This window comes from Mycobacterium shinjukuense (assembly GCF_010730055.1).
Lineage (GTDB): Bacteria > Actinomycetota > Actinomycetes > Mycobacteriales > Mycobacteriaceae > Mycobacterium > Mycobacterium shinjukuense.
The window spans coordinates 595,236-615,270 of record NZ_AP022575.1; the positions used below are offsets into that span (position 1 = coordinate 595,236).

Genomic DNA, 20,035 nt, shown 5'->3' on the forward strand with positions numbered 1-20,035 from the left:
GGTAGTCATGACGACGTCGGTGATCGTTGCTGGGGCGCGGACACCCATCGGCAAGTTGATGGGCTCTCTGAAGGACTTCAGCGGTAGCGACCTGGGCGCCATTGCCATTCGGGGCGCTTTGGAGAAGGCCAACGTGGCGGCGTCTGCGGTGGAGTACGTGATCATGGGTCAGGTGTTGACCGCGGGGGCCGGACAGCTGCCCGCGCGCCAGGCCGCGGTGGCGGCCGGAATTGGCTGGGACGTGCCGGCGCTGACCATCAACAAGATGTGCCTGTCCGGCATCGATGCCATCGGGCTGGCCGACCAGCTCATTCGGGCCGGGGAATTCGACGTGGTGGTGGCCGGCGGGCAGGAGTCCATGACGAAGGCGCCCCATCTGCTGATGGACAGCCGCTCCGGCTACAAGTATGGCGACGTCACGGTTTTGGACCACATGGCCTACGACGGCCTGCACGACGTGTTCACCGACCAGCCGATGGGCGCGCTCACTGAGCAGCGCAACGACGTCGACCGGTTCACGCGCCAGGAACAGGACGAGTACGCGGCGCGGTCGCATCAAAAGGCAGCCGCGGCCTGGAAAGACGGCGTCTTCGCCGATGAAGTGGTCCCGGTGAACATCCCGCAGCGCAAGGGCGATCCGCTGCAATTCAGCGAAGACGAGGGGATCCGCGGTGATACCACCGCCGACTCACTGGCCGGGCTCAGGCCGGCGTTTCGCAAGGACGGCACCATCACCGCCGGTTCGGCATCGCAAATCTCCGACGGGGCGGCTGCGGTGGTGGTGATGAACAAGGACAAGGCCCAGGAGTTGGGGCTGAAGTGGCTGGCCGAGATCGGCGCCCACGGTGTGGTGGCCGGACCGGATTCGACACTGCAGTCGCAACCGGCCAACGCGATCAAGAAGGCGCTTGACCGCGAAGGCATCTCGGTGGACCAGCTCGATGTTGTGGAGATCAACGAAGCGTTTGCCGCGGTCGCGCTGGCCTCGACGAGGGAACTCGGGGTGAGCCCCGAGATCGTCAACGTCAACGGCGGCGCGATTGCCGTCGGGCATCCAATCGGCATGTCCGGCGCGCGAATTACGCTGCATGTCGCGTTGGAGTTGGCGCGCCGTGGCTCGGGCTACGGAGTCGCCGCGCTGTGCGGGGCCGGCGGCCAGGGCGACGCGCTGATCCTGCGGGCCGGATAGCGTTGCTGGAGAGTTATCGGCGGGACATCACTGTGAGATTGGTCATACCTGCCGATCTCGGCCCCGGGATCGGGGATTTCGACCCGATTTAGCGCTCACCCGTGGGTCGGTGCCACCGGGTGAATCGCTGACGGCACCGGCGTGACACACTTGACGACGTGACGCGTCCGCGACCCCCGATCGGGCCCGCCTTGGCCGGTGCGGTTGACCTGTCCGCCCTCAAGCAGCGGGCTCAGCAGCAGGCTTCGGCGGGCCAGACTGGGGGCGAGGCGCGGTCTGCCGATGAGGGCACCACGGAGATCACCGAGGCCAATTTCGAAGACCAGGTGATCGTCCGGTCCGACGAGGTGCCGGTGGTCGTTGTGCTGTGGTCACCGCGCAGTGACGTGTGTGTCGAGCTGCTCGACACGCTGTCCGGGCTGGCCGCCGCCGACCGGGGCACGTGGTCGCTGGCGACGGTCAATGTCGATGCCGCGCCGAATGTCGCCCGGATTTTCGGCGTGCAAGCGGTGCCGACCGTGGTGGCTTTGGCTGCGGGGCAGCCGATCTCCAGCTTCCAGGGCCTGCAGCCCGCCGACCAGCTGCGGCGCTGGGTGGATTCCTTGGTTTCGGCGACGGCCGGAAAGCTCAAGGGCCCAAGGAGTTCCGAGCGCGTCGCGGAGGTCGATCCGGCCGTGGCCCAGGCGCGCAAGGAGCTTGAGGCCGGCGACTTCGTTGCTGCCCGCAAATCATATGAGGCGATCCTGGATGCCAATCCGGGCAGTGTGGAGGCGAAGGCGGCCATCCGGCAGATCGATTTCCTCACCCGGGCAACGGCACGGCGGCCGGACGCGGTTTGGGTTGCCGACGCGGCGCCGAATGACATCGAGGCCGCTTTGGCCGCCGCCGACGTGCAAGTCCTCAACCAGGATGTGAGCGCGGCCTTCGAGCGCCTGATCGCGTTGGTGCGGCGGACATCTGGAGACGAGCGCACCCGGGTGCGCACCCGGCTGGTCGAGCTGTTCGAGCTGTTCGATCCCGCCGATCCCGAGGTCGTCGCCGGTCGGCGCAACCTGGCCAACGCGCTGTACTGAGACCTACTGACGAGCGCGCCGCGGGCGTTACGACAGCCCGGCCGATCCGTTCAGGCCGAGCAGTCCACCGGCGCCGCCGGTGCCGCCCGCGCCGGGCGCAACGCCAAGCCCGCCGTTTCCGCCGTTGCCTCCATTGCCGAGCAGCGTGGCGTTGCCGCCGGAGCCGCCGACACCGCCGTTTGCCACCACGCTCGCTCCGCCGGCGCCGCCGTCGCCGCCGCTGCCGACCAACCCGGCCTTGCCACCCTTGCCGCCGTTCCCCCCGTCGCCAGCGATGCCGAGTCCGCCGGCGCCGCCGGCGCCGCCATCGCCGTTGAGCAGGCCGGCGTTGCCGCCGGCCCCACCGTCGCCGGCGGTCTCGCCGAACCCGCCGGCTCCGCCGGCCCCGCCCGCACCCGAGAGCCCGGCGGCGTTGCCGCCGGCCCCGCCGGCCCCCCCGACCGACCCGACTTCGATGCCAGTCCCGCCGGCGCCACCAGCGCCGCCGTCACCGATCAACCCGCCGGTGCCGCCGGTGCCGCCGCTACCGGCCGCGCCCCGGACGCTGTCGCCGCCGGTACCGCCGGCGCCGCCGTCGCCGATCAGCTTGGCGGCCCCGCCGTTGCCACCGGACCCGCCGATACCGCCGGCCATTTGGTCCGCGCTGGAGGCGCCGAACCCTCCGGTGCCCCCGGCGCCGCCGGGGCCGAACAGTGCGCCGGCACCGCCGATGCCGCCGACGCCTCCTTTGCCGCCGGTGCCGCCGGGGTCGGGCGCGCCGAGACCGGTTCCGCCGGTGCCGCCGACGCCGCCAGCGCCGAAGAGGATGCCGGCGTTGCCGCCCGCCCCACCGGCCCCACCCTCACCGCCCACGAGTTGGTTACCGGTGCCAGTTCCGCCGGTGCCGCCGGCCCCGCCGTTGCCGGAGAAGATGCCGCCGTCGCCTCCGGTGCCGCCGTTCCCGCCGGCCGAGCCGGAGACTCCGAACCCGCCGGCGCCGCCGGCACCGCCATTGGAGAACAGCCCGCCGCCCCCGCCGGTGCCGCCGGTGCCGCCGGTGCCCCCGTTGACGCTCAACCCGCCGGTGCCGCCGGCACCGCCGGCGGCCAACACCTCGAACAGCCCGCTGCGACCGCCGGCCCCGCCGGTGCCACCGTTGAAGCCTGGCCCGCCGGCGCCCCCGATGCCACCGGCGCCGAACAGCCCGGCCGCCCCGCCGTCGCCGCCGAGCCCGCCTGTGCCGGTTTTCCCGACTCCGCCGGGCCCACCGGCGCCGCCGGAGCCGAACAGCAGCCCGCCGGCCCCGCCGGCCCCGCCAGCCGCGCCATTGCCCGGGCCGTCTCCGCCGGCCCCGCCCGCTCCGCCGTTGCCGAACAGCCCTGCGGATCCGCCTGGACCGCCGGGCTGGCCGGGTGCCCCGGACCCGCCGGCCCCGCCGTTGCCGTACAGCAGCCCGCCGGCCCCCCCGGGTTGCCCCGTCCCCGGCGCTCCGTTGGCGCCGTTGCCGATCAGCGGACGCCCCAACAACACCTGGGTGGGCGTGTTCACCACGTTGAGCACGCCTTCCAGCGGCGATGCGGCGGCGGCCTCCGCGCTCGCGTATGCGTTGGCGCTCCCGGTCAGGGTTTGCACGAACTGGCTGTGAAACCCCGTCGCCTGGGCGCTGAGCGCCTGGTAGGCCTGGGCGTGCGTGGAGAACAGCGCCGCGATGGCCGCCGACACCTCATCGGCACCGGCGGCCAGCACCTCCGTCGTCGGTGCCAACGCCGCGGCGTTGGCTGCCTCCAGCGCCGACCCGATGCCCGCCAACTCCGCCGCGGCTGCCATCACCGCCTCCGGCGCGGCAACAACAAACGACATCACTTCCGCACTTCCTCCAATCAAAGGTCAGGATCGGGGGATATCCCTCAGAGCCAGCAGATGGTTATCGCCATGGTGCCGGCAACACCCCGCGCTTGCGGAGGGCATAGTGCATCTGATACACAATTGGATTTGTGCACTTTGCCTAGCAGGAATCCGCCGCGTAAGGCAGCTTGACAACCGTTAATCCGGCCCCAGCCACAGTGCCGACATGGCCGGCAACACCAGTACCGTTGGCGCCGACCGGCCGTAGAAGACGTCGGCGGGCGGGGTTCCGACGGAGCCGGGTGGCACCACGGAGATCACCGAGGCCAATTTCGAAGATCAGGTGATCGTCCGGTCCGACGAGGTGCCGGTGGTCGTTGTGCTGTGGTCACCGCGCAGTGACGTGTGTGTCGAGCTGCTCGACACGCTGTCCGGGCTGGTCGCCGCCGACCGGGGCACGTGGTCGCTGGCGACGGTCAATGTCGATGCCGCGCCGAACGTCGCCCGGATTTTCGGCGTGCAAGCGGTGCCGACCGTGGTGGCTTTGGCTGCGGGGCAGCCGATCTCCAGCTTCTAGGGCCTGCAGCCCGCCGACCAGCTGCGGCGCTGGGTGGATTCCTTGGTTTCGGCGACGGCCGGAAAGCTCAAGGGCCCAAGGAGTTCCGAGCGCGTCGCGGAGGTCGATCCGGCCGTGGCGCAGGCGCGCAAGGAGCTTGAGGCCGGCGACTTCGTTGCTGCCCGCAAATCATATGAGGCGATCCTGGATGCCAATCCGGGCAGTGTGGAGGCGAAGGCGGCCATCCGGCAGATCGATTTCCTCACCCGGGCAACGGCACGGCGGCCGGACGCGGTTTGGGTTGCCGACGCGGCACCGAATGACATCGAGGCCGCTTTGGCCGCCGCCGACGTGCAAGTCCTCAACCAGGATGTGAGCGCGGCCTTCGAGCGCCTGATCGCGTTGGTGCGGCGGACATCTGGAGACGAGCGCACCCGGGTGCGCACCCGGCTGGTCGAGCTGTTCGAGCTGTTCGATCCCGCCGATCCCGAGGTCGTCGCCGGCCGGCGCAACCTGGCCAACGCGCTGTATTGAGGTGTGTGGCGAGCCGACGCCGCATCGCCCTAAACCAGCCTCGTCAACCACCCGATGACCCGTCGACCCCGGCCAGGCCGATGAGCCCGCCGGAACCGCCGGCGCCACCGGCGCCACCCTTACCCGGCGCACTGCCAGCTCCGCCGCTCCCGCCGTTGCCACCGTTGCCGATCAGGGTGGCGTTGCCGCCGAGGCCGCCGACACCGCCCGTTGCCGTTATGCCGGCGCCGCCGACGCCGCCAGCGCCACCGTTGCCGACCAACCCGGCTTTGCCGCCCGCTCCACCGGCTCCGCCGTCGCCGGTCAAGTTAATCCCGCCGGCGCCGCCAATCCCACCGTTGCCGTACAGCAGCCCGGCGTTACCGCCGACACCACCGGCTCCCGCACCGGAGTTGCCGCCGCCGCCGGTGCCGCCGGAGCCGCCGTCGCCGGAAAGCACGCCGCCGTTGCCGCCGGCTCCACCGGCCCCTCCGAGCCCACCAGTATCGATGCCAACCCCGCCGGCGCCGCCCGAGCCCCCAGGGCCGAATAGCCCGCCGCCACCGCCCCGGCCGCCGGCCCCGGCGGCGTTTTTGACGCTGGTTCCGCCGCTGCCGCCGGAACCGCCGGAGCCGGAAAACAGGCCGGCATCGCCCCCCGCCCCGCCTATCCCACCGTCCCCGTCTTGCCCGAAGCCGCCGGCGCCGCCCGCGCCGCCAGTCCCGGCAAGCAGGCCGCCATTACCGCCCGCCCCGCCTGTCCCACCGCCGGCGGTACCGCCGAAGCCTCCGTTACCGCCAACCCCTCCTGAGCCGAATAGGCCTCCGGCCCCTCCGACTCCGCCGGTTCCACCCTGGAGCCCCGGTCCGCCGCTGCCGCCGGCTCCACCGACGCCGAACAGCCCGGTGGCTCCGCCAGCGCCACCGATACCGCCGGTGTCGGTGCCTATGCCGCCGGTTCCGCCTGGGCCACCGGCGCCGAACAGCAAACCACCCGTCCCGCCAGCGCCGCCGGCCCCGCCATTGCCGGTCGGGGTGGTGGCCGCGCCGCCGGCGCCGCCGGCTCCCCCGTTGCCGAACAGGCCTGCCGCGCCGCCGGCCCCACCGGTTTGGCCGGGAGCGCCGGACCCGCCGGCCCCGCCGTTGCCGATCAATATCCCGCCGGCCCCGCCGGCTTGTCCGGTACCCGGCGCTCCGTCGGCGCCGTTGCCGATCAATGGGCGCCCCAGCAACAGCTGGGTGGGCATGTTTATCACGTTCAGCAGGCCGTCCAGCGGCCCCGCGGCGGCTGCCTCGGCGCTGGCATACGAGTTGGCACCCGCGGTCAGTGCTTGCACGAACCGGCTATGAAACCCCGCCGCCTGAGCGCTGAGCGCCTGGTAGGCCTGGGCGTGCGTGGAGAACAGCGCCGCGATGGCCGCCGACACCTCATCGGCACCAGCGGCCAGCACCTCTGTGGTCGAGGCCGCCGCCGCACCGTTGGCCGCGCTGATCGCTGAGCCGATACTCGACAAATCCGCCGCCGCTGCGACAACCGCCTCCGGCACCGCGAACACATACGACATCGCACGCCTCCCACCACATCGCGACCAGACCATTGGTGATCGACGGGCCGGAGGTCGCTCGGTCACCACAACTAACGCGTGAGAGCGTATCGTGTGCGCGGCGAGATATCCCGAGTTTGGTCGAGTTCCGACCATCGATCGCCGGCAGCTGATGGTTAGTCCGGCTCCAGCCACAGTGCGGACATGGCCGGCAAGACGAGCACCGCTGACGCCGGCCGGCCGTGCCACGGATCGTCGGTGGCGTCCACACCACCGAGGTTGCCGGCTCCGGTGCCGTGGTACGCCGTCGCGTCGGTGTTGAGCACCTCCCGCCAGCGGCCGGCGCGCGGCAGGCCAAGTCGGTAGCCGCTGTGTTCTGTACCCGCGAAATTGAACACACAGGCCATCACCGAGCCGTCGCTGCCGTAACGCAGGAAGCTCAATACGTTGTTGGCCGAGTCATTGGCGTCGATCCACGAATAACCCTCGGGGGTGGTGTCTCGACTCCACAGCGCCGGGCGGCTGCGGTAGATCTCGTTGATGTCGCGCACCAGCCGCAGAATCCCGTTGGAGAAACCCTTTTCATCGAGCTGGAACCAGTCCAAGCCGCGCTGCTCGGACCATTCGGCGCGCTGGCCGAATTCCTGACCCATGAACAACAGTTGCTTGCCGGGATGTGCCCACTGGTAGGCGAGTAGGCTCCGCAGCCCGGCGGCCTTGGCATGATTGTTGCCCGGCATCCGACTCCACAGCGTCCCCTTGCCGTGCACCACCTCGTCGTGGCTGAGCGGCAGCACGTAATTCTCGCTGAACGCGTACAGCATCGAGAACGTCATCTCGTGGTGATGGTAGCTGCGGTACACCGGGTCCCGGCCGAGGTAGCCCAGGGTGTCGTGCATCCAGCCCATGTTCCACTTCATCGAAAACCCCAGCCCGCCAAGGTTGGTCGGGCGGGTCACACCGGGCCAAGACGTCGACTCCTCGGCGATGGTGACGACGCCCGGCGCGGCCTTGTGCGCCGTGGCGTTCATCTCCTGCAGGAACTGCACGGCTTCCAGGTTTTCCCGCCCGCCGTAGATGTTGGGGGTCCAGCCGCCGTCCGGGCGCGAGTAGTCCAGGTAGAGCATCGATGCCACCGCGTCTACCCGCAGACCGTCGACGTGGAACTCTTCGAGCCAATACAGCGCGTTCGCCACCAAGAAGTTACGCACCTCCGGGCGGCCAAAGTCGAAAACGTAGGTGCCCCAATCCAGTTGCTCACCGCGTTTGGGATCGGAATGTTCGTAGAGAGGTGTGCCGTCAAACCGTCCCAGCGCCCATGAGTCCTTCGGAAAGTGCGCCGGCACCCAGTCCACGATGACGCCGATGCCGGCCTGGTGCAGGGCGTCGACCAGGGCGCGGAAGTCGTCGGGTGTGCCGAAGCGGGAGGTGGGCGCATAGTAGGAGGTGACCTGATATCCCCACGATCCGGCGAACGGGTGTTCCGCGATGGGCAGCAGCTCCACATGGGTAAACCGCTGTTGCACAACATAATCCGTTAACTCTCCGGCAAGCTGGCGGTAGCTTAGTCCGGGACGCCAGGAGCCGAGGTGGACTTCGTAGATGCTCATCGGCTCGAATACCGGATTGCGGTGTGCGCGCCCCGCCATCCAGTCGCCGTCGCCCCAGGTGTAATTGCTGACCGTTACCCGCGAGGCGGTCTGCGGCGGCACCTCGGTGCTGAAGGCGAACGGATCGGCCCGATCGGTGACCACACCGTCGGCACCATGTACCCGGAACTTGTACAGGCCGTCGGTGGGAAAGCCGGGCCAGAACAATTCCCACACTCCGGAAGAGCCCAGCATCCGCATCGGGGCATCGTTGCCGTTCCAACCGTTGAACTCGCCGATCAGGCTGACACCCTTGGCGTTGGGTGCCCACACCGCAAACGACACGCCACGCACCACACCGTCGGGTGTGGTGAAGGAGCGGGGGTGGGCACCGAGTACCTCCCACAGTCGTTCGTGACGGCCCTCGGCGAACAGGTGCAGGTCGACCTCGCCCAGGGTGGGCAAGAAGCGGTAGGCGTCGGCGACGACGCGCGGTTCGGAACCGGCGTAGCTCACCTGCAGGCGGTAGTCGATGAGATCGACGAATGGCAACGACCCGGCGAACAGGCCAGAATCGATGTGCTGCAAGGGGAAGCGATCGTCACCGACGAGCGCGACGACGCTGACCGCGTGCGGGCGCAGGGTCCGGATGACGGTGTGGTCGCCGTATTCGTGGGCGCCGAGGATGCCGTGCGGGTTGTGATGCGCACCCGTCACCAGGCGGGCCAGCTCGGTGGGCCCGGGCGCCAGGTGCGTCCCGGCGAATTGGCCGATTCGTTTCCCGGTTCGACTCAAGGCCCGTCATCTCCTGTGCAGCAGCATGCTTCGGGATGCCTGCGGTATGAGCGGCATGTTGACGATGTGGGCAACAGCCCGCTCGGGATCCAAGCGAATGTAATTGGCTTGTCCCCAATGGTATTCCTCGCCGGATATTTCATCGCGCACCCAAAACCGTTCGTAGGGCTCCATACCCAATGCCGCCGTGTCTAACCACAGCGTCGCTTCCTCAGGCCCGAACGCGTTGAGCGTGACCACCGTCAACACGCAGTCGCCGGTGGCGGGGTCGAACTTGCTGTAGGCCAGCAACGCATCGTTGTCCACGTGGTGGAAATGGATGGTGCGCAACTGCTGCAGGGCAGGGTGCAGCCGGCGAATGGTGTTGAGCCGGGCGATGAACGGCTCGAGTGATCGGCCCTGCGCGAGCGCGCCGGCGAAGTCGCGGGGACGCAATTGGTACTTCTCGGAGTCCAGGTATTCCTCGCTGCCCTCCCGCACCGCGCGATGTTCGAACAGTTCGTAACCGGAATACATCCCCCAGGCCGGACTCATGGTGGCCGCCAGCACCGCGCGGATGGCGAACATGCCCGGACCGTTGTGCTGCAGCACCGCGTGCAGGATATCTGGGGTGTTGACGAACAGGTTGGGCCGGCGGTAGTCGGCGAGTTCGGCTATCTCGTTGCCGAATTCGGTCAGCTCCCACTTGCCGGTGCGCCAGGTGAAGTAGCTGTAGGACTGCGTGAAGCCGAGCTTGGCCAGCCCAAATTGGCGGGCCGGCGGGGTGAAAGCCTCGGAGAGGAACAGCACGTCGGGGTCCACGTTCTTCACCTCGGCGATCAGCCAGGCCCAGAAGTTGGGTGGCTTGGTGTGCGGATTGTCAACCCGAAAGAACTTGACGCCGTGATCAATCCAATGCCGCACCACGCGCAGCACCTCGTCGTAGAGTCCTGCGGGATCGTTGTCGAAGTTGAGCGGATAGATGTCTTGGTACTTCTTCGGCGGATTCTCCGCATAGGCGATGGTGCCGTCCGGTAATTCGGTGAACCAGTTGCGGTGTTCGCGGGCCCACGGATGATCGGGTGCGCATTGCAGCGCCAAGTCCAGGGCGACCTCCATGCCCAGGTTGCGGGCCGCGGCGACGAAGTCGTCGAAGTCGTCGATGGTGCCCAGGCTGGGATGAACGGCATCGTGGCCGCCCTCGTCGCTGCCGATCGCCCACGGCGATCCCACATCGCCGGGTGCGGCGGTGGGGTTGTTGTTGCGGCCCTTGCGGTGCACCCTGCCGATCGGATGGATCGGCGGCAGGTAGACGACGTCGAAGCCCATCTTGGCGATGCGCGGCAGCGCAGCCGCGGCGGTGGCGAAGGTGCCATGCACCGGGTTGCCGTCGGCGTCCCAGCCGCCGGTCGAGCGCGGAAACATCTCGTACCACGCGCCGAATCGGGCCGCCGGCCGATCCACCCAGACCCCGAACTGCTCGCCGCGGGTTACCAGGTCCCGCAGCGGAAAGCGGGTGAGCAGTTCGTCGATGTCGGCCGTCAGGGCCAAAGCGGTGCGGGTCAGCGGGTCGCCGGGGGTGCGCAGCGCCGCGGCGGCCGCGATGAGCGGTCCCCGCTGCGCGCGTGGCACCCCGGTGGCGGCCCGCTCGAACAGCGCGGCGCCGACCAACAGGTCGTTGCCCAGCTCCGTTTCGCCCTGGCCGGCGTCGAGTTTGGCCACCACATCGTGCCGCCAGGTGCGAATCGGATCACCCCAGCCGTCGACCCGGAAGGTCCACAACCCGACGCTGTCGGGGGTGAACTGACCGTGGAAGACGAACGGCTCCCGGCCCATCGTCATCGGAATCAGCAGCGGCTTGACGCGATGCTCGGCCGACCCGGAGGTCGGCCTCACGTCGGGCGCCAGCACCGCCGTGATCCGGCGTACGTCGCTGACTTGCGGGTAACGCGGGCCGAGGTAGCGCACCACCAGGGTGGCCGCGACCGCGTCGTGGCCCTCGCGCCAGACCGTGGCGCTGACCGGAACTACCTCACCGACCACCGCTTTGGCGGGGTATGTGCCGCATGAGACGACGGGCGCGACGTTGTCGATCTCGACACGACCGGGCACCGATCACTCCATTCCTGGGCTCGTCACCGCTCTCACCCTAGTGTCCGGCCGCACCCGCGGGACCAAAGCCGCTCTCGCAAGGCCGGCTCCGCGTCGCCCTGCGCACGGCGAAATCCCCAGTAAGGTAAGGACGCGTGAAAGCTCTGCGCCGGTTCACCGTCCGTGCTCACCTACCCGAGCGGCTGGCCGCGCTCGACCAGCTGTCGACCAACCTGCGGTGGTCCTGGGATAAGCCGACCCAGGACCTGTTCGCCATCGTCGATGCGCGGCTGTGGGCGCAGTGCGGCCACGATCCGGTGGCGCTGCTGGGTGCGGTGAGTCCGGCCCGGCTCGACGAGCTCGCGCTGGATGAAGAGTTCCTGGCCCGGCTCGACGAGCTGGCGGCCGACCTGAACGATTACCTGACCCGTCCGCTGTGGTATCAGCAGCAGGCGGCGGCGGGTGCGGCGCTGCCGAGCGGCATCGCGTACTTCTCCATGGAGTTCGGCGTCGCCGAGGTGTTGCCCAACTACTCCGGTGGCCTCGGCATCCTGGCCGGCGACCATCTCAAGTCCGCGTCGGATCTGGGGTTGCCGCTGATCGCGGTGGGCCTGTACTACCGCTCCGGGTACTTTCGGCAGTCGCTGACCGCCGACGGTTGGCAGCAGGAGACCTATCCGTCGCTGGATCCGCAGGGGCTGCCGCTGCGCCTGCTGGTCGACGCGGCCGGGAATCCGGCGCTGGTGGAACTGGCGCTGCCGGATTCCGCGCGGCTGAGGGCGCGCATCTGGGTCGCGCAGGTCGGTCGGGTCCCGCTGCTATTGCTGGATTCCGACGTCCCGGAGAACGAGCACGACCTGCGCGGCGTCACCGACCGGCTGTACGGCGGCGATCAAGAACATCGCATCAAGCAAGAGATCCTGGCCGGGATCGGCGGGGTGCGGGCGATCCGCGCGTTCACCGCCATCGAAGGGCTGCCCGCGCCGGAGGTGTTCCACATGAACGAGGGCCACGCCGGATTCCTCGGCATCGAACGCATCCGTGAGCTGATCACCGACGCGGGGTTGGATTTCGACACCGCGTTGACGGTGGTGCGCGCCAGCACCGTGTTCACCACGCACACGCCGGTGCCCGCCGGCATCGACCGGTTCCCGGTGGACATGGTGCGGCGCTACGTCGCCGACGGCGAGCCCACGCTGCTGCCCGGTGTGCCCGTCGAGCGGATCCTCGCGCTGGGCGCCGAGGACGATCCGGCCAAGTTCAACATGGCGCACCTGGGCCTGCGGCTGGCGCAACGGTCCAATGGTGTCTCGCTGCTGCACGGCCAGGTGAGCCGGGCCATGTTCAACGGGCTGTGGCCCGGATTCGACCCGGGCGAGGTGCCGATCGGGTCGATCACCAACGGCGTGCACGCGCGCACCTGGGCCGCGCCGCAGTGGCTGCAGCTGGGGCGCGAGCTGGCCGGGTCGGACTCGTTCCGCGAACCCGCCGTATGGCTGCGGCTGCAGCGGGTCGATCCCGGGCAGCTGTGGGGGATCCGCTCGCAGCTGCGATCGCTGCTGGTCGACGACGTTCGGGCGCGGTTGCGTCAGTCGTGGCTGGAACGTGGCGCGTCAGAAGCCGAATTGGGCTGGATTGCAACGGCATTCGACCCGAATGTGCTGACCGTCGGGTTCGCCCGCCGGGTCCCGACGTACAAGCGGTTGACGCTGATGCTGCGCGATCCGGATCGGCTGGAACGGCTGCTGCTCGATCCGGATAGGCCGATTCAGCTGGTCGTCGCCGGCAAGTCGCACCCGGCCGACGACGGCGGCAAGGCGCTGATCCAGCAGGTGGTGCGGTTCGCCGACAGGCCGGAGGTGCGGCACCGCATCGCCTTTTTGCCCAACTACGACATGTCGATGGCCCGGCTGTTGTACTGGGGCTGCGACGTCTGGCTGAACAACCCGCTGCGGCCGTTGGAGGCGTGCGGCACTTCGGGGATGAAGAGCGCGCTCAATGGCGGGCTGAACCTGTCGATCCGCGACGGTTGGTGGGACGAGTGGTACGACGGCGAAAACGGTTGGGAGATACCGTCTGCCGACGGCGTCGCCGACGAGGGGCGGCGCGATGACCTGGAGGCCGGCGCGCTGTATGACCTGCTGGAGCGGGCGGTGGCGCCGAAGTTCTACGAGCGCGACGAACACGGGGTGCCGCCGCGCTGGATCGAAATGGTGCGGCACACCTTGCAGACGCTTGGCCCCAAGGTGCTGGCCTCGCGCATGGTGCGGGACTACGTCGAGCAGTACTACACGCCCGCCGCGCGGTCGCTGCGCACGATCGTCGAGGCCGGTGACGACGGTTCCCCGTTCGCCGCGGCCCGGGAGCTGGCGGCCTACCGCCGGCGCGCCGAAGAGGGGTGGCCGCAGATCGAAATCACCGACGTCGACAGCACCGGCCTGCCGGACACTCCGCTGCTCGGGTCGAAGCTGACCCTGACCGCGACCGTATCGCTGGCCGGGTTGGCGCCCGACGACGTGACCGTGGAAGCGGTGCTGGGCAGGGTCGACGCCGGCGACGTGCTGCTGGATCCGGTGACCATCGAAATGTCGTATGCCGGTGGCGCCGAGGGCGGCAACCACGTCTTCTCGACGACGACCCCGCTGCCGCTGGCGGGGGCGCTGGGCTACACGGTGCGGGTGCTGCCGCGGCATCCGCTGCTGGCCGCCGGCAGCGAATTCGGGTTGGTCACCCTGGCCTGACGGGCGGCGGGCCGTCTGCTCGCGCCAGCCGCTGCAGCGCGGCGCGCACCTGTGCGCCGTCGGTGGTGTACCAAAACGGTGGCAGTGAGGCGCGCAGATACTCGCCGTAGCGGGCGGTGGCCAGGCGCGAGTCCAGCACCGCGACCACGCCCCGATCGCTGATACGGCGCAGCAGCCGGCCCGACCCCTGGGCCAGCAACAGCGCGGCGTGGCTGGCGGCGATGGCCATGAACCCGTTGCCGCCGCGGGCCGTCACCGCGCGCTGTCGGGCGCTGAGCAGCGGGTCATCCGGCCGGGGAAAAGGGATGCGGTCGATCACCACCAGCGACAGCGACGGCCCCGGAACGTCGACGCCCTGCCACAGCGACAGCGTGCCGAACAGGGAGGTCGCGGCGTCGGCGGTGAACTGCTCGACCAGCGCGGAGGTGCTGTCCTCGCCCTGGCACAACACCGGCGTGGACAGTCGTTCGCGCATGGCCTCGGCGGCGGCCTGGGCCGCCCGCATCGACGAGAACAACCCCAAGGTGCGGCCCTCGGCGGCGGTGATCAGGTCGGCGATCTCGGTGAGTTGCTCGGCCGAGCCAGTGCCGTCGCGGGCCGGCGGCGGGAGATGGGCGGCCACGTAGAGGATTCCCGACTTGGCGTGTTGGAACGGTGAGCCCACATCCAGGCCACGCCACGGCGTGTCCGCGGTCAGGCCCCACGCGGTGGCCATCGCGTCAAATGACCCGCCGATGGTCAGCGTCGCCGAGGTCAACACCGTCGTGGCACGGGAGAACACCTGGGTGGCCAGCAGGTCGGCCACCGACAGCGGAGCCACCCGCAGCACCGCCCGTGGCGAACCGCGGGTGTTTTCGTGGTCCAGCCAGACCACGTCGGTGCGGTCGGGGATGGCGGGGGAAAACGACGCCAGGATCCGCGACGCGGCATCGGAGATCTCGGCCAGCGCCGCGGCCGCTTCGGACCGGGCCGCCGCAGCCTGCGGGTCGCTGGTGGCCTCGATCGCCGAGCGGGCCGCGCTGGCCGCGTCGCGCAGCGCGCTCAGGTAGGTCGCCAACTCGTCGTCGAGGTAATCGATGCGCCCCGGAGCGGCGTCCTGGATCGCCGAGGCGAAGGTGGCCGACGACGCCTCCAGCCGCTGGGCCAGGTCCGGGTCGACCAACCGGGTGATCCGCCGCGCGGCGACGCCGACGCTGGCCGACGTGAGCTCCGCGGCGGCCACCGAGGTCACCCGGTCCACCAACTCGTGTGCTTCGTCGATCACCAGCAGCGTGTGTTCTGGCAGCACCGCCGATTCGGCGACGGCATCGATGGCCAGCAGCGCGTGGTTGGTGACGACGATATCGGCGTGGCCGGCGCGGGCACGCGCCCGTTCGGAGAAGCACTGTGCGCCAAACGGGCAGCGGGCCACGCCGATACACTCCCGCGCCGACACGCTGACCCGAGACCACGATCGGTCCGGCACACCGGGTTTGAGGTCGTCGCGGTCACCGGAGTCGGTCGTCGACGCCCAGGCGGTGAGCCGCGCCACGTCGCGGCCCAGGGCCGCGATCGCCGTCGTGTCGAAGAGTTCCTGCTGCGACTGCTCGTCGTCGGCGTCTGCGCCCGAGCCGTGGATTTTGTTCAGGCACAGGTAGTTTCGCCTGCCTTTGAGCAACGCAAACCGCGGCCGGCGGGGCAACGCGTTGGCGAGCGCGTCGACCAGCCGGGGCAGATCACGATCGACGAGTTGACGCTGCAGGGCGATCGTCGCCGTCGACACCACGACCGGCATGTTGTCGCCGAGCGCGCGCACGACCGCCGGGACCAGGTACGCCAGCGACTTGCCGGTGCCGGTGCCGGCCTGCACAACCAGGTGCTCCCCGGATTCAAAGGCCCGCGCTACCGCGGCGGCCATCTCCAGCTGGCCGCGGCGCCGGCTGCCACCGAGCGCGGCCACCGCGATCGCCAACAGCTCAGGCACCGACCTGGACACCGACTCGGACGTGGCTGCTCCCGTGCGCTCAGGCCAGGATTATCTGCGTGGGAACCGCCGGCTCGCCCGGCGCCAATGTCAGCCCTTCCCACGGCAGGCTGCGCAACCCGGACGCCACCAGGTGGCGGGCCGCGGCCAATCCGGTGTCGGCCACCACCCGTCCGGCGCGGACCAGCGGGATCGTCAAGACCCGGTGTGGCCCACCATCGGGTGCTGGACGGTCCGCCGGATGCACGATCTCCTCGGTGATGGTGCCCGTCGCGCGCGAGCGTCGCAGTGCCATTTTGCGGCCGCCGCGGGATTCCTTGTGGCTGCTGCGTTTTTGCACCGGAACGCCGTCGACCTCGACGAGTTTGTAGACCAGGTTCGCGCTCGGCGCCCCCGAGCCGGTCACCAGCGAGGTGCCCACGCCGTAGCTGTCCACCGGCTCGGCGCGCAGCGCGGCGATGCTGAACTCGTCAAGGTCGCCGGACACCACGATGCGCGTCTGGGTGGCGCCCAGCCGGTCGAGCTGCTCACGTGCCTGGCGGGCCAGCACCCCCAGCTCGCCGGAGTCGATGCGGACCGCGCCCAGCGTCGTTCCGGCGGCGGCCACCGCGTTGGCCACACCGGTCGTGACGTCATAGGTGTCCACCAACAGCGTGGTGCCGGCGCCCAGCGCATCGACCTGGGCGCGGAATGCGGCCAGTTCGGCCAGTTCGTTGGGGCGGTCCTGCTGGGCGTGCAGCATGGTGAACGCGTGGGCGGCGGTGCCCTCGGCGGGCACTCCGTATCGTCGCTGGGCCTCCAGGTTGGACGAGGCGGCAAAGCCGGCGATATAGGCCGCCCGGGCCGCGGCGACGGCGGCGTGTTCGTGGGTCCGTCGTGAGCCCATCTCGATCAGCGGGCGACCCCCGGCGGCGCTGACCATGCGTGCGGCCGCGGAGGCGATCGCGGTGTCGTGGTTGAGGATCGACAGCACCAGCGTTTCGATCACTACGCATTCGGCGAAAGTGCCGTGAACCGAGAGCACCGGGGAGCCGGGGAAGTAGAGTTCGCCCTCGGCGTAGCCGTCGATGTCGCCGGCGAACCGGAAATCGCGCAGATAGCCCACGGTGGCGGGGTCGAGGAAGCGGGCCAGCAGCTCGCACGCGTCGTCGTCGAACCTGAACTGCAGCAAGGCTTCCAGCAGCCGGCCGGTTCCGGCAACCACCCCGTACCGGCGACCCGCGGGCAATCGCCGGGCGAACACTTCGAACGTGGTCCGGCGATGGGCAGTGCCGTCGCGTAGCGCCGCGGCCAGCATGGTCAACTCGTACTTGTCGGTCAGCAGCCCAGCGTGGTCTTGAGTGCTGGGCTCTCCTCCTCGCCGCTTCGCGGCTAGGGGTGCGCCCACAGCGGGCCCAGCCACGACCGAGTCGTTCACACCGCAACCGTATCGGTTCGCATCACGGGCTCGGTATTCTAAGGGCATGGTTGTTGCCTCAGCGCCCGCCAAACCGGGTTCCAGCGGGCAACTGGAGTCCGCTCAGGTCGACCTGGCGGCCAGTCCGTGGGTGACCATCGTGTGGGACGACCCCGTGAACCTGATGTCCTACGTGACCTATGTGTTCCAGAAGTTGTTCGGTTACAGCGAGCCGCATGCCACCAAGCTGATGCTGCAGGTGCACAACGAGGGGAAGGCGGTTGTGTCGAGCGGCAGCCGGGAGTCGATGGAATCGGATGTATCCAGGCTGCACGCCGCCGGTCTGTGGGCGACGATGCAGCAGGATCGGTGAGACTCGACGGTATCCGGGACCCATCGTGCGCAAATGGAAGCGCGTCGAGACCCGTGATGGGCCCCGGTTTCGCTCGTCGTTGGCCCCGCACGAGGCGGCCCTGCTGCAAAACCTGGTAGGGGCGATGATCGGTTTGCTCGACGACCGCGAATCCTCCGCGCCGTCCGACGAGCTCGAAGAGATCACCGGGATCAAAACCGGCCATGCCGACCGCCCGAGCGATCCGACGCTGACGCGGCTGCTGCCGGATTTCTACCGGCGCGACGCAGACGACCCGTTGACCCTCGATGCGTCCGAGACCCTCAACTCCGCTCTTCGCAGCCTGCACGAGCCGGAGATCATTAACGCCAAACGTGTTGCCGCACAACAGTTGTTGGACACCGTGCCAAACAACGGTGGCCGTTTCGAGCTGACCGAAGAGGCCGCCAACGCCTGGATCGCGGCGGTCAACGACCTTCGGTTGGCACTTGGTGTCCTGCTCGACATCGGCCCACAAGGGCCGGAACGTCTGCCGGCCGGCCATCCGCTCGCCGCGCACCTCGACGTCTACCAGTGGCTGACCGTCCTGCAGGAGTACCTGGTGCTGGTGTTGACGGGGCCCCGAGGATCCTGATGGCGGCCCGATGAGCTCCCTCACCGACGTCGGGGGGATCCGGGTCGGCCACTACCACAAGCTGGACGTCGACGCGTCCCTGGGCGCCGGGTGGGCCTGCGGCGTCACGGTGGTGCTGCCGCCACCGGGGACCGTCGGCGCGGTCGACTGCCGGGGCGGCGCGCCCGGAACCCGGGAGACCGATCTGCTGGACCCGGCCAACAGCGTCCGATTCGTCGATGCCGTGCTGCTCGCCGGCGGCAGCGCCTACGGCCTGGCCGCTGCCGACGGCGTCATGGGTTGGTTGGAGGAACACCAGCGCGGCGTCGCGATGGGCGCCGGTGTGGTACCCATCGTGCCGGCCGCGGCGATTTTCGACCTGCCGGTGGGCGGCTGGGATCGCCGGCCCACGGCCGAGTTCGGCTATCTGGCCTGTGGCGCGGCCGGCGGCGGCGCGGCCGGGGCCATTGGCACGGTCGGCGCCGGGGTGGGGGCGCGCGCGGGCGTACTCAAGGGAGGCGTCGGGACAGCGGCTGTCAGCTTGCGGTGCGGGGTGACCGTCGGCGCGGTGGTCGTGGTGAACTCCGCTGGCAGCGTCGTGGATCCGGCCACCGGCCTGCCGTGGATGGCGGATTTGGTCGACGAGTTCGCGCTTCAGGCGCCGCCGGCCGAGCAGATCGAGGCGTTGGCGCAACTTCCGTCGCCGTTGAGCTCACTGAACACGACGCTCGCGGTGGTTGCGTGCGACGCGGCGCTGAGCCCGGCGGCGTGCCGGCGTGTGGCGATCGCCGCCCACGACGGACTGGCCCGCGCGATCCGGCCCGCACACACCCCGCTCGACGGCGACACCGTGTTCGTCCTGGCCACCGGGGCGGTCGAGGTGCCCCCGGCGGCCGCCGTGCCGGCCGCGTTGTCCCCGGAGACCGGGTTGGTCACCGCGGTGGGTGCGGCCGCGGCCGATTGCCTGGCCCGCGCGGTGCTGGTCGCCGTGCTCGGCGCCGAGTCGGTGGCCGGAATACCGACCTACCGTGACACGTTGCCCGGAGCGTTCGGACGCCGGACATCACAGTGAGGGGACATCACAGTGAGGGAACCGCCAACGTGCTGGTGATTCGCGCCGACCTGGTCGATGCGATGGTCGCCCACGCGCGACGCGACCACCCTGACGAGGCCTGCGGGGTGCTTGCCGGGCCGGAAGGATCCGACCGTCCCGAGCGGCATATCCCGATGATCAATGCCGAGCGCTCGCCGACCTTCTACCGTTTCGATGCCCACGAGCAGCTCGAGGTGTGGCGGGCCATGGAGGGCGCGGGCGAGGCCCCGGTGGTCATCTATCACTCGCACACCGCCACGGAGGCCTACCCCAGCCGCACGGACGTGAACCTGGCCGCCGAACCGGACGCGCACTACGTCTTGGTGTCGACCCGCGACCCGGACCGGCACGAGCTGCGCAGTTATCGCATCGTGGACGGTTCCGTTACCGAGGAGCCCGTCGATATCGTCGAGCGGTACGGAACGTCCTAGAGAGGCCCGCATGAACGTCACCGTGTCCATCCCGACCATCCTGCGAGCCCACACCGGTGGCCAGAAGCGCGTCTCGGCGAGCGGAGACACGCTGGGCGCGGTCATCAGCGACCTCGAGGCCCACTACGCGGGCATTTCCGAGCGGTTGATCGACCCGTCGTCCCCGGACAAGCTGCACCGCTTCGTGAACGTCTATGTCAACGACGAAGATGTGCGGTTTTCCGGCGGCCTGGACACCGCGGTCGCCGACGGCGACTTGGTCACCATCCTGCCTGCCGTGGCGGGCGGGTGAGT

General features: G+C 69.8%; 15 protein-coding genes and 1 pseudogene. 9 read left to right on the top strand and 7 right to left on the bottom strand.

Annotated elements, in window-relative coordinates:
- Window positions 1-7: 7 nt before the first annotated feature.
- Complete coding sequence (locus tag G6N20_RS02685) at window positions 8-1,189, top strand: acetyl-CoA C-acetyltransferase (RefSeq protein ID WP_083047719.1); 1,182 nt, start codon at window positions 8-10, stop codon at window positions 1,187-1,189.
- Between the two features lie 158 nt (window positions 1,190-1,347).
- Entirely contained in the window at window positions 1,348-2,262 is a 915-nt protein-coding gene (locus G6N20_RS02690; RefSeq protein ID WP_163662781.1) for a thioredoxin family protein, read from the top strand.
- 27 nt (window positions 2,263-2,289) lie between these two features.
- Here the strand turns inward: G6N20_RS02690 and G6N20_RS02695 are convergent, their stop codons facing one another.
- Both G6N20_RS02695 and G6N20_RS21700 read right to left on the bottom strand, forming a co-directional pair.
- Window positions 2,290-4,101 (bottom strand): PE family protein, encoded by a 1,812-nt coding sequence (locus G6N20_RS02695; protein ID WP_163662784.1) that lies wholly within the window; start codon window positions 4,099-4,101, stop codon window positions 2,290-2,292.
- Window positions 4,102-4,284: 183 nt separating this feature from the next.
- A complete protein-coding gene (locus G6N20_RS21700; RefSeq protein WP_263992204.1) occupies window positions 4,285-4,407 on the bottom strand; it encodes a hypothetical protein in 123 nt (40 codons plus the stop codon).
- On the opposite strand from G6N20_RS21700, the pseudogene G6N20_RS02700 reads away from it, so the two are divergent.
- A pseudogene (locus G6N20_RS02700) lies at window positions 4,385-5,176 on the top strand (co-chaperone YbbN); the annotation flags it as partial. The gene G6N20_RS21700 and the pseudogene G6N20_RS02700 sit on opposite strands and share 23 nt — an antisense overlap.
- A 43-nt stretch (window positions 5,177-5,219) precedes the next feature.
- On the opposite strand, the gene G6N20_RS02705 reads toward G6N20_RS02700, so the two are convergent.
- From G6N20_RS02705 to G6N20_RS02715, 3 genes are all read right to left on the bottom strand, one after another.
- Complete coding sequence (locus G6N20_RS02705; RefSeq protein ID WP_163662787.1) at window positions 5,220-6,719, bottom strand: PE family protein; 1,500 nt, start codon at window positions 6,717-6,719, stop codon at window positions 5,220-5,222.
- Window positions 6,720-6,874: 155 nt separating this feature from the next.
- Window positions 6,875-9,061: a 1,4-alpha-glucan branching protein GlgB gene (gene glgB / locus G6N20_RS02710; protein WP_142272142.1), complete on the bottom strand. Its 2,187-nt coding sequence runs from the start codon at window positions 9,059-9,061 to the stop codon at window positions 6,875-6,877.
- 27 nt (window positions 9,062-9,088) lie between these two features.
- Window positions 9,089-11,173: an alpha-1,4-glucan--maltose-1-phosphate maltosyltransferase gene (locus G6N20_RS02715; RefSeq protein WP_083050597.1), complete on the bottom strand. Its 2,085-nt coding sequence runs from the start codon at window positions 11,171-11,173 to the stop codon at window positions 9,089-9,091.
- A 134-nt stretch (window positions 11,174-11,307) separates the two neighbouring features.
- Here G6N20_RS02715 and G6N20_RS02720 point away from each other — a divergent pair, with 134 nt between their 5' ends.
- The gene (locus tag G6N20_RS02720) at window positions 11,308-13,893 is read left to right on the top strand and encodes a glycosyltransferase family 1 protein (protein ID WP_083050599.1); all 2,586 of its coding nucleotides are present in this window, start codon (window positions 11,308-11,310) and stop codon (window positions 13,891-13,893) included.
- Here the strand turns inward: G6N20_RS02720 and G6N20_RS02725 are convergent.
- Entirely contained in the window at window positions 13,880-15,856 is a 1,977-nt protein-coding gene (locus G6N20_RS02725) for an ATP-dependent DNA helicase (RefSeq protein ID WP_083050602.1), read from the bottom strand. The genes G6N20_RS02720 and G6N20_RS02725 overlap by 14 nt on opposite strands.
- Window positions 15,857-15,896: 40 nt before the next feature.
- Window positions 15,897-17,243 carry a nicotinate phosphoribosyltransferase gene (locus G6N20_RS02730; protein ID WP_142272143.1) on the bottom strand — a complete coding sequence of 449 codons (1,347 nt, stop codon included), beginning with the start codon at window positions 17,241-17,243 and terminating at the stop codon, window positions 15,897-15,899.
- Between the two features lie 76 nt (window positions 17,244-17,319).
- On the opposite strand from G6N20_RS02730, the gene clpS reads away from it, so the two are divergent.
- Genes clpS through G6N20_RS02755 form a run of 5 tightly spaced genes read left to right on the top strand, consistent with a single transcriptional unit; the run spans window position 17,320 to window position 20,033 of the window.
- Window positions 17,320-17,625, top strand: coding sequence for an ATP-dependent Clp protease adapter ClpS (gene clpS, locus G6N20_RS02735; RefSeq protein ID WP_083050608.1), 306 nt, complete (start codon window positions 17,320-17,322; stop codon window positions 17,623-17,625).
- A gap of 25 nt (window positions 17,626-17,650) precedes the next feature.
- Window positions 17,651-18,238, top strand: coding sequence for an oxidative stress transcriptional regulator AosR (gene aosR / locus G6N20_RS02740; RefSeq protein ID WP_083050611.1), 588 nt, complete (start codon window positions 17,651-17,653; stop codon window positions 18,236-18,238).
- A 10-nt stretch (window positions 18,239-18,248) separates the two neighbouring features.
- Window positions 18,249-19,289 (top strand): P1 family peptidase, encoded by a 1,041-nt coding sequence (locus G6N20_RS02745; protein ID WP_083050614.1) that lies wholly within the window; start codon window positions 18,249-18,251, stop codon window positions 19,287-19,289.
- Window positions 19,286-19,741 carry a M67 family metallopeptidase gene (locus tag G6N20_RS02750; RefSeq protein WP_263992205.1) on the top strand — a complete coding sequence of 152 codons (456 nt, stop codon included), beginning with the start codon at window positions 19,286-19,288 and terminating at the stop codon, window positions 19,739-19,741. Before G6N20_RS02745 ends, G6N20_RS02750 begins: the two co-directional genes overlap by 4 nt.
- 10 nt (window positions 19,742-19,751) lie before the next feature.
- The gene (locus G6N20_RS02755) at window positions 19,752-20,033 is read left to right on the top strand and encodes a MoaD/ThiS family protein (protein ID WP_083050617.1); all 282 of its coding nucleotides are present in this window, start codon (window positions 19,752-19,754) and stop codon (window positions 20,031-20,033) included.
- The last annotated feature ends 2 nt before the right edge of the window (window positions 20,034-20,035 follow it).